Source organism: Streptococcus sp. HMSC063B03, assembly GCF_001836965.1.
In the GTDB taxonomy this organism is placed as follows: Bacteria; Bacillota; Bacilli; order Lactobacillales; family Streptococcaceae; genus Streptococcus; species Streptococcus pneumoniae_F.
Map to the genome: position 1 here is coordinate 1 of NZ_KV831051.1, position 9,884 is coordinate 9,884.

Genomic DNA, 9,884 nt, shown 5'->3' on the forward strand with positions numbered 1-9,884 from the left:
TGAAAAACAGTCAGAAACAGCTATTTTCTTGGCAAGCGTTGGACTAGCCTTATCTGCTATCTTTGTAGCAAAAAGTAAAAAAGATTAGTTGTGTATGACAATTAAACTCTCTCTTAACAGTATTCTAAACCAGTAGAGTGTATAGAACAAAAAAACCTGAGAAGTACAATTGACCTTCTCAGGTTTTTATTATCTAATTATTGATTGAACAAAGAACAGATTGAAAAACCACCCAATTTTTGGGTGGTTAGTAATTTATTGTTGCGCTGGTTGAGGATTTTGGTTAGGCTGCCCTTGATTGGTACTTGGTTGTTGTGTCGCCGTATTCTCATTGGTTCCAGCATTGGGAGTAGCTGTATTTGAATTTGGATTTGTGTTTGGTGTCGTTACACTTGACTGAGAGGTTGAAGTCTCTGGAGTCTGGTTCGCAGGAGCAGGTGTAGAACTTTGTTGAGTAGCAGGAGCAGTCCATGTAGGACGAGCTCCATTCTTAAAGACATATTCTCCACTCCTATATAAGCCCTCAGGCATAGTCCAATCTCCTGGGTGGTCATCTTCTGATAGGTAAGTCATCATTGAACGATAGACCGCAGAAGCAACTGTGAACCCATTGCCGATGACTGGAGTAAGACGATTTGAGTAACCTGTCCATACGGCCATCGAATATTTACGAGTATAGCCGACAAACATTTCATCCGGTGCAACAAGTTGACTTGATTTAATATGATTTTCGATTTCTTCATCTGAATAGTTAGAGGTACCTGTCTTACCGGCTTGAGGAAGCCATGAAATATAGGCATTAGAACCAGTTCCAGAGGTCAAGACTGTTTTCATCATTTCTGTCATCATGTAAGCAGTAGTCTCTTTCATAGCTCGGGTACCAGGGTCAGAAAATTCTTTTTCGCTACCATCACTAAAGACAACTTTATTAATGTACATCGGTTTGTGATAGATACCACCATTGGCAAATGCAGCATAAGCAACAGCCATTTTTTCGCTACTTGCGCCGTATTGCTTATTAGATTCAGTTGTGTTACTTGATATGGCGTTAGAATAATGCATATCTGGATAGTCAATTCCTAAACCATTTAAGAAGGTTTTTGCACGATTTAATCCAACTTTGTTGAGTGTTTCTACAGCAGGAACATTGCGAGACTGCTGTAGTGCATATTGCAGGGTGATATTACCGAAGTATCCTCTATCCCAGTTGTAGACAGGGGTATTTGTTCCAGGATAATTATACGGGATATCGCGTACAATGGTAGCAGTTGAGTCATAGATATCAAATTCCAAAGCAGGAGCATAATCAGTGATGGGTTTCATTGTTGATCCCCAGTCACGATTGGTCTCCACAGCCTGGTTGGTGCCGAATGAAACATTACTTGCTTGATGACGAGCACCAAGTTGTGCAATAACGTTACCATTAGATACATCTACAATAGTCGAAGCTACTTGCATGTCATCATCAGGATAAGTGACATATTGGTCGGTGTTATAAACATCCCAGAGTCGTTGTTGGATATCTTTGTCCACATTTGTATAGACATCCATACCTGTAGTAAGAAGGTTGTAACCAGTTTCTTGTTCAACTTGGTCGATTACTTCTTTAAGGTAGTTGTCCATGTATGCAGGATAACTGTTACCGGATTTCAGGCTTTGTAGACCATCGGTAACAGGGGTATTAATAGATTTTTCATACTCTTCTGCGCTGATGTATTTCTGCCCCTTCATTTCTGAAAGTACCAAGTTTCGACGCTCTAGAGCAGCTTCTGGATGAGAATAAGGATCATATTGGTTTGGTGCTTGTGGCATTCCGGCTAGGAGTGCTAACTGTGGTAAGCTTAAATCCTTCAAGTCTTTTCCATAGTAATTTTGGGCTGCAGTTTGCATTCCGTAGTTACCGTTAGACATGTAGACTTTGTTGATGTAGTAGGTCAGGATTTCTTGCTTGGTTGCTTTTTGCTCTAGTTGAACGGCTAGCCAAGCTTCTTGAGCTTTACGTGACAAAGTTTGATCGGCAGTTGAAGTAGAAAAATAAGTTAATTTGATCAATTGTTGAGTCAAGGTTGAGGCTCCCTGGAGGCCTCCTCCACCTTGGAGGTTTCTCAATGCCGCACCCATGATACGAATGGTGTCAACACCTCTATGATCAAAGAAACGGTGGTCTTCGATAGACACGATGGCCTTGACCAAATCAGTAGGGATTTCATTTGCTTGAGTATTTACTCGACGTTCAGATCCAAGGTCAGCGATCAGTTCGTTCTTATTGTCATAAATCTTGCTAGAGGTCGTCGCAACTAATTTACTTTCAGATAAGGTTGGAGCCTTGCTAACAAAGTAGAGGAAGACACCTCCACCTAATAGAAATAATGCGATAAATAAGGTAAGGAACGTAATTCCGATATATTTTAAGAATCGCAGAATAGTTTGTTTGTTCATCTTGTTTTACCACCTAGTAAATGTTCTTTGATAATGTCGAGATAGGGAATTTGAGGGAAAGCCCCTTGCTTTACTAAATATCCATATTCTTGAATATATCCAAGTGGCATAGATTTTTGCCCCTTATCTTGATGATAAAAGCGAATCAAATCAAATGCCGGCAACAAATAAGTTTCCTGTTTAGAAGAAAAATGAAGCAGTACGAAGCAAATACCCTGCTGTTCTAGAACTTGTTCCATATGTTGAATCTGGTGAAGATGGAAGTTCTTCATTGGAATAGCATTCTTTTGTCGTGTTTCCTTGGCTTCAAAGTCAATGTAATGTCCTCTATATACGCCAGAGTAATCTGTTGTGGAAGCTTGTCTAAAGTAGGCTTCTACAATTTTGGCTCTACTACGTTGAGGATAGTCTACTCGAACAATCTGAACAGGCGTTGGTTTTTTATGGATAACTGCCATGCCATGCGTCAGATAGTAGTCGTTTGTAGCGTTAATCATCTTTTCAAAAGTCATTCCTCGATTTGCGAAATTATTTGGTTGAGAAATGGATGTTTTGTTTTTTTTTTGATGAAATTTTATGAGGATAGTTGACCATATTTCTCCTTATTGGTACAATAACATCACTCTATTATACCATAAAAATAGAAAGAAAGGTGTAAAAATGACTACAGCTTTAATTATGGGATATTCTAATTTTGACTTGGGTGTCTTTAACGAAAAAGATATCAGGTTAAAAATTATAAAGAAAGCCATTCGCCGTGATTTAGAAAGTTTGGCAGAAGAAGGGATTAATTGGCTGGTCTTTACAGGGAACTTGGGATTTGAATCTTGGGTGCTGGATGTCGCAAATGAAATGAAAGAAGAATATGATTTCAACCTAGCGACCATTTTTGATTTTGAAACACACGGGGAAAATTGGAATGAAGCGAATCAGCTTAAACTTAGTCAATTTAAGCAGGTAGATTTTGTCAAATATGCCTATCCTAAATATGAACATATGGGGCAACTACGAGACTACCAACGATTTTTACTGGAAAATACTGATTTAGCTTATTTTTTCTATGATCCAGAAAATGAGACAAAATTAAAATTTATGGATACCTTGATGAAAAATCAGGAAGGGTATCGCATAAAAAGGCTAACGTTTGAAGACCTAAATGAGCTAGCAGAAAATTTTTCTGAAAAGTAAGCCTTTGACCTTGATTTTTGTTTGCCTTTTTTTATATAATAATACTATTAGAAACCGAGAATGGAGAGAGAGATGGCAAGTATTATTTTTTCAGCAAAAGATATTTTTGAGCAAGAATTTGGACGTGAAGTCCGTGGATATAGTAAGGTTGAAGTTGATGAATTTTTGGACGATGTCATCAAGGACTACGAAACTTATGCTGCCTTAGTCAAGTCTCTCCGTCAAGAAATTGCAGAGTTGAAGGAAGAATTGTCTCGCAAACCTGAATCTGCAACGGTTCAAGCAGAACCACTTGAAATGACGGCTACAACTTCTATGACGAATTTTGATATTTTGAAACGACTAAATCGTCTTGAGAAAGAAGTATTTGGTAAACAAATTTTGGATAACTCTGATTTATAAGAGCTTATTTGAAAAGTGCAATTTTTGGATAATCGCGTGAGGAGAATTTCTTTTCATGAGGAAAGTCCATGCTAGCACAGGCTGTGATGCCTGTAGTGTTTGTGCTAGGCGAAACCATAAGCCTAGGGACGAGAAATCGTTACGGCAGTTGAAATGGCTAAGTCCTCGGATAGGCCAGAGTAGGCTTGAAAGTGCCACAGTGACGGAGTCTCTCTGGAAACAGAGAGAGTGGAACGCGGTAAACCCCTCAAGCTAGCAACCCAAATTTTGGTCGGGGCATGGAGTACACGGAAACGAACGTAGTACTCTGACTACTTTCAGCTGTAGGCTGTTAGCGGTAGACAGATGATTATCGAAGGAAGTGGTCCTAGTCACTTCTGGAACAAAACATGGCTTATAGAAAATTGCATATAGGTTGGGGCTGAGAAAACTTTCTCAACCTCATTTTTTAAAGTGGACATATAGAAAGGTCTTATAAGACTGAAAATGAAAAAAGAATTTAATTTAATCGCTACTGCTGCAGCGGGTCTTGAGGCTGTTGTGGGACGTGAATTGCGAGAGTTGGGCTACGATTGTCAGGTTGAAAATGGACGTGTTCGTTTTCAAGGAGATGCGAAAGCCATCATCGAAACCAACCTCTGGCTTCGAGCGGCAGACCGTATCAAGATTATCGTAGGAACGTTCCCAGCTAAGACTTTTGAGGAGCTCTTTCAAGGAGTTTTCGCTCTAGATTGGGAAAATTATTTACCACTTGGAGCTCGATTTCCGATTTCAAAAGCCAAATGTGTTAAGTCTAAACTACACAATGAACCAAGTGTACAGGCTATTTCAAAGAAGGCTGTTGTTAAAAAGTTGCAAAAACACTATGCCCGTCCAGAAGGTGTTCCTCTTATGGAGAATGGTCCTGAGTTTAAGATTGAGGTTTCTATTCTGAAAGACATAGCAACTGTCATGATTGATACGACAGGATCCAGTCTCTTTAAACGTGGCTATCGTACCGAAAAGGGTGGGGCTCCTATCAAGGAAAACATGGCAGCAGCTATTTTGCAACTCTCTAACTGGTATCCAGACAAGCCCTTGATTGATCCGACCTGTGGTTCAGGAACTTTCTGTATCGAGGCAGTTATGATTGCTAGAAAGATGGCTCCTGGTCTTTGTCGCTCCTTTGCCTTTGAGGAGTGGAACTGGATTAGTGATCGCTTGATTCAAGAAGTGCGTACAGAAGCGGCTAAGAAAGTGGATCGTGAGCTTGAGCTAGATATCATGGGCTGTGATATCGATGCACGTATGGTGGAAATTGCTAAGGCCAATGCTCAGGCAGCAGGGGTTGCAGGAGATATTACCTTTAAGCAGATGCGCGTGCAGGATTTGCGTTCCGATAAAATCAATGGAGTGATTATCTCTAACCCACCTTATGGGGAACGCTTGTCAGATGATGCAGGAGTTACCAAACTCTATGCTGAGATGGGGCAAGTATTTGCACCGCTGAAAACGTGGAGCAAATTTATCCTAACTAGTGATGAAGCCTTTGAGACCAAGTACGGCAGTCAGGCGGACAAGAAGCGCAAGTTGTACAATGGAACTTTAAAAGTTGATTTGTATCAATATTTCGGTCAGCGTGTTAAACGTCAGGAAGTAAAGTAGGAAGGAAAACTCATGAGTAAGAAAAGACATGATCGTCATATAACAGAACATCAAGAAGCGCAATTTGATTTTGATGATGCCAAAGAGCTAACGGTTGGAGAAGCCATGCTAAAAAATGAAGAGGTGGAAGCAGGTGTATTGCCTGGAGATTCTATCTTGGACAAGTATGTGAAACAACATAAAGATGAAATTGAGGCAGATAAGTTTGAAACGCGTCAGTTTAGCAAGGATGATTTAGTTGAAAAAGAAGGGATAGAAGAGATAGAGGAGACTCAGACTCTGGATAATTTACTTCAAGAGCTTCGTGAGGAAACAGGAGTAACTTCTCCAGCTTCAGAAGATGAATTGAGTCAGTTTGATGATTTAGAATTAACACGAGTTTCAGAAACTCCTCTTGTTGAAGCCTCTGAGACTGAAGATATTCCAACACTTTATCGAGTCACAGATAGTGAAGATGGAAAAAGTAAGAAGAAATGGGTGCTTTACGGTATTCTAGCAGCCTTAGTGGTTCTTATCCTTGGAACTGGTTATTATATTTATCGTCAGGTGGCTCGTTCGACCAAGGAAATCCAAACTTCTCAATCAACTACAAATACGCAGTCAGATGTGGAAGAATTCAATAATTTATATGATGCCTTCTATACAGATAGCAACAAAACGGCTTTGAAGAATAGCCAATTTGATAAACTAAGTCAACTGAAAAACTTGCTTGATAAGCTAGAAGGTAGTCGTGAATATACGCTAGCAAAATCTAAGTATGATAGTCTAGCGACTCAAATAAAGGCCATTCAAGATGTCAATGCTCAATTTGAGAAGCCAGCTATTGTAGATGGAGTTTTGGACACTAACGCTAAAGCTAAATCAGATGCTAAATTTACAGATATTAAAACTGGAAATACGGAGATTGATAAAGTGCTAGATAAGGCTATCAGCCTTGGTAAAAGCCAACAAACAAGTGCTTCAAGTTCTAGCTCAAGCTCAAGTCAAGAAAGTTCAAGTTCATCAACAGAGAGGGCTGCAGACAACACAAGTCCATCTTCAAGCGCCTCAACAAATAGTTCGGTTTCTGCACGTGATGATAGCCATGGCGGTTTATCAAGTTCTGGAGTTGACCTCCAGAGAGCTTCGAGTCGTGTGCCGTTCAATCAATCAGCTGTTGATGATAGCAATAATTCTGCCTGGGATTTCGCGGATGGTGTCTTGGAAAAAATCCTAGCGACTTCACGCTCACGTGGTTATATCACTGGTAACCAATATATCCTTGAACGTGTTAATATCGTTAATGGCAATGGTTATTACAACCTCTACAAGCCAGATGGAACCTATCTCTTTACCCTTAACTGTAAGACAGGATACTTTGTTGGAAATGGTTCTGGACATGCGGATGCTTTGGACTACTAAGCAGTCGTTACAAAATTCTTTCTTTTCAAAAGTAAAAATGATAAAATAAAACAAATTAAACAAGAGGAGTGTCAAATGACAAAAGCTAACTTTGGTGTCGTAGGTATGGCCGTAATGGGTCGTAACCTTGCCCTTAATATTGAATCTCGTGGTTACACAGTTGCTATTTACAACCGTAGTAAAGAAAAAACTGAAGATGTAATTGCTTGCCATCCTGAAAAGAACTTTGTACCAAGCTATGACGTTGAAAGTTTTGTAAACTCAATCGAAAAACCTCGTCGTATCATGCTCATGGTTCAAGCTGGACCTGGTACAGATGCTACAATTCAAGCCCTTCTTCCACACCTTGACAAGGGTGATATCTTGATCGACGGAGGAAACACTTTCTACAAAGATACAATCCGTCGTAATGAAGAATTGGCAAACTCAGGTATCAACTTTATCGGTACTGGGGTTTCTGGTGGTGAAAAAGGTGCCCTTGAAGGTCCTTCTATCATGCCTGGTGGACAAAAAGAAGCCTACGAATTGGTTGCAGATGTTCTTGAAGAAATCTCAGCTAAAGCACCAGAAGATGGCAAACCATGTGTGACTTACATTGGTCCTGATGGAGCTGGTCACTATGTGAAAATGGTTCACAACGGTATTGAGTATGGTGATATGCAATTGATCGCAGAAAGTTATGACTTGATGCAACACTTGCTAGGCCTTTCTGCAGAAGATATGGCTGAAATCTTTACTGAGTGGAATAAGGGTGAATTGGACAGCTACTTGATCGAAATCACAGCTGATATCTTGAGCCGTAAAGACGATGAAGGCCAAGATGGACCAATCGTAGACTACATCCTTGATGCTGCAGGTAACAAGGGAACTGGTAAATGGACTAGCCAATCATCACTTGATCTTGGTGTGCCTTTGTCACTCATCACTGAGTCAGTATTTGCACGTTACATCTCTACTTACAAAGAAGAACGTGTGCATGCTAGCAAGGTTCTTCCAAAACCAGCTGCCTTCAAATTTGAAGGAGACAAGGCTGAGTTGATTGAAAAAATCCGTCAAGCTCTTTACTTCTCAAAAATCATTTCATACGCACAAGGTTTTGCGCAATTGCGTGTAGCTTCTAAAGAAAACAACTGGAACTTACCATTTGCGGACATCGCATCTATCTGGCGTGATGGCTGTATCATCCGTTCTCGTTTCTTGCAAAAGATTACAGATGCTTACAACCGTGATGCAGACCTGGCTAACCTTCTTTTGGATGAGTACTTCTTGGATGTCACTGCTAAGTACCAACAAGCAGTGCGTGATATCGTAGCTCTTGCTGTTCAAGCTGGTGTGCCAGTGCCAACTTTCTCAGCAGCTATTACTTACTTTGATAGCTACCGTTCAGCTGACCTTCCAGCTAACTTGATCCAAGCACAACGTGACTACTTTGGTGCCCACACTTACCAACGTAAAGACAAAGAAGGAACATTCCACTACTCTTGGTATGACGAAAAATAAGTAGGTCTGCCATGGGGAAACGGATTTTATTACTTGAGAAAGAACGAAATCTAGCTCATTTTTTAAGTTTGGAACTCCAAAAAGAGCAATACCGAGTTGATCAGGTTGAGGAGGGGCAAAAAGCCCTCTCCATGGCTCTTCAGACAGACTATGACTTGATTTTATTGAATGCTCATCTGGGGGATATGACAGCCCAGGATTTTGCAGCCAAGCTGAGTCGGACTAAGCCAGCCTCAGTCATTATGGTCTTGGACCATCGCGAAGACTTGCAAGATCAGATTGAGACAATCCAACGCTTTGCCGTTTCTTACATCTATAAGCCGGTTATTATTGACAATTTGGTGGCTCGTATTTCAGCGATTTTCCGAGGTCGGGACTTCATCGACCAACACTGTAGTCAGATGAAGGTTCCAACGTCTTACCGCAATCTGCGTATGGATGTAGAGCATCATACCGTTTATCGTGGCGAGGAAATGATTGCTCTGACGCGTCGTGAGTATGACCTCTTGGCTACTCTTATGGGAAGCAAGAAAGTTCTGACTCGTGAGCAGTTGTTGGAAAGTGTCTGGAAGTATGAAAGTGCGACCGAAACAAATATCGTGGATGTCTATATCCGTTATCTACGTAGCAAGCTTGATGTAAAAGGTCAAAAAAGTTACATTAAAACCGTTCGTGGTGTCGGTTACACCATGCAAGAATAGAAAAGCAGTTGCAGTTATGTAACTGCTTTTTTTGAGGGGGTTCTCTATATATTGACATACAGTTGGGGCTTTGCTATAATCAGTTATGGAGGATACGTCTAATGAAAACAATAAAAAAATTGATGCAAATTGCATTAGCAGTCTTTTTCTTAGGTTTGCTAGCAACAAGTGCAGTATTGGCGGATGATGCTGATTCAGAAGGTTGGCAATTTGTCCAAGAAAATGGTAGAACCTACTACAAGAAGGGGGAACTCAAAGAAACCTACTGGCGAGTGATTGATGGTAAGTACTATTATTTTGATCCTCTATCTGGAGAGATGGTTGTCGGCTGGCAATATATTCCGTTTCCATCTAAAGGTAGTACAATTGGTCCTTACCCAAATGGTATCAGATTAGAAGGTTTTCCAAAGTCAGAGTGGTACTATTTCGATAAAAATGGAGTGCTACAAGAGTTTGTTGGTTGGAAAGCATTAGAGGTTAAAACTAAAGACAGCGTTGGAAGAAAGTATGGGGAAAAACGTACAAATCCGGAAGATAAAGAAGAGAAGAGTTTTTACACGAACTATTACTTTAATCAAGATCATTCTTTAAAGACAGGTTGGCTTTATG

General features: G+C 40.4%; 7 protein-coding genes, 1 other RNA gene and 2 pseudogenes. 8 read left to right on the forward strand and 2 right to left on the reverse strand.

Translation table 11 applies throughout. From position 1 onward, the window contains the following. Nucleotides 1-255 precede the first annotated feature (255 nt). Together pbp1a and recU are read right to left on the reverse strand one after the other, a co-directional pair. Nucleotides 256-2,439 carry a penicillin-binding protein PBP1A gene (pbp1a, locus tag HMPREF2628_RS07100; RefSeq protein WP_070842755.1) on the reverse strand — a complete coding sequence of 728 codons (2,184 nt, stop codon included), beginning with the start codon at nucleotides 2,437-2,439 and terminating at the stop codon, nucleotides 256-258. Beyond that, nucleotides 2,436-3,033, reverse strand: a pseudogene (gene recU, locus HMPREF2628_RS07105) (Holliday junction resolvase RecU). The gene pbp1a and the pseudogene recU overlap by 4 nt, the downstream one beginning before the upstream one ends. A 66-nt stretch (nucleotides 3,034-3,099) precedes the next feature. On the opposite strand from recU, the gene HMPREF2628_RS07110 reads away from it, so the two are divergent. From HMPREF2628_RS07110 to cbpJ, 8 genes and pseudogenes are all read left to right on the forward strand, one after another. Continuing rightward, on the forward strand, nucleotides 3,100-3,627 hold the full coding sequence (locus HMPREF2628_RS07110; protein ID WP_004263565.1) for an SLOG family protein: 528 nt from the start codon (nucleotides 3,100-3,102) through the stop codon (nucleotides 3,625-3,627). 72 nt (nucleotides 3,628-3,699) lie between these two features. Further along, nucleotides 3,700-4,029: a cell division regulator GpsB gene (gene gpsB / locus HMPREF2628_RS07115; RefSeq protein ID WP_070842756.1), complete on the forward strand. Its 330-nt coding sequence runs from the start codon at nucleotides 3,700-3,702 to the stop codon at nucleotides 4,027-4,029. A 20-nt stretch (nucleotides 4,030-4,049) separates the two neighbouring features. Continuing rightward, nucleotides 4,050-4,431, forward strand: an RNA gene (gene rnpB, locus HMPREF2628_RS07120) — RNase P RNA component class B. An 84-nt stretch (nucleotides 4,432-4,515) separates the two neighbouring features. Then, nucleotides 4,516-5,673, forward strand: a complete 1,158-nt coding sequence (locus tag HMPREF2628_RS07125) for a THUMP domain-containing class I SAM-dependent RNA methyltransferase (RefSeq protein WP_070842757.1) — start codon at nucleotides 4,516-4,518, stop codon at nucleotides 5,671-5,673. A gap of 12 nt (nucleotides 5,674-5,685) precedes the next feature. Beyond that, complete coding sequence (locus HMPREF2628_RS07130) at nucleotides 5,686-7,074, forward strand: cell division site-positioning protein MapZ (protein WP_070842758.1); 1,389 nt, start codon at nucleotides 5,686-5,688, stop codon at nucleotides 7,072-7,074. A 75-nt stretch (nucleotides 7,075-7,149) separates the two neighbouring features. Beyond that, on the forward strand, nucleotides 7,150-8,574 hold the full coding sequence (gndA, locus tag HMPREF2628_RS07135; RefSeq protein WP_000158778.1) for an NADP-dependent phosphogluconate dehydrogenase: 1,425 nt from the start codon (nucleotides 7,150-7,152) through the stop codon (nucleotides 8,572-8,574). Nucleotides 8,575-8,585: 11 nt separating this feature from the next. Further along, nucleotides 8,586-9,275 (forward strand): response regulator transcription factor, encoded by a 690-nt coding sequence (locus HMPREF2628_RS07140; protein ID WP_042751679.1) that lies wholly within the window; start codon nucleotides 8,586-8,588, stop codon nucleotides 9,273-9,275. Nucleotides 9,276-9,376: 101 nt separating this feature from the next. After that, nucleotides 9,377-9,884 (forward strand): annotated as a pseudogene (gene cbpJ, locus HMPREF2628_RS07145) (choline-binding protein CbpJ); the annotation flags it as partial.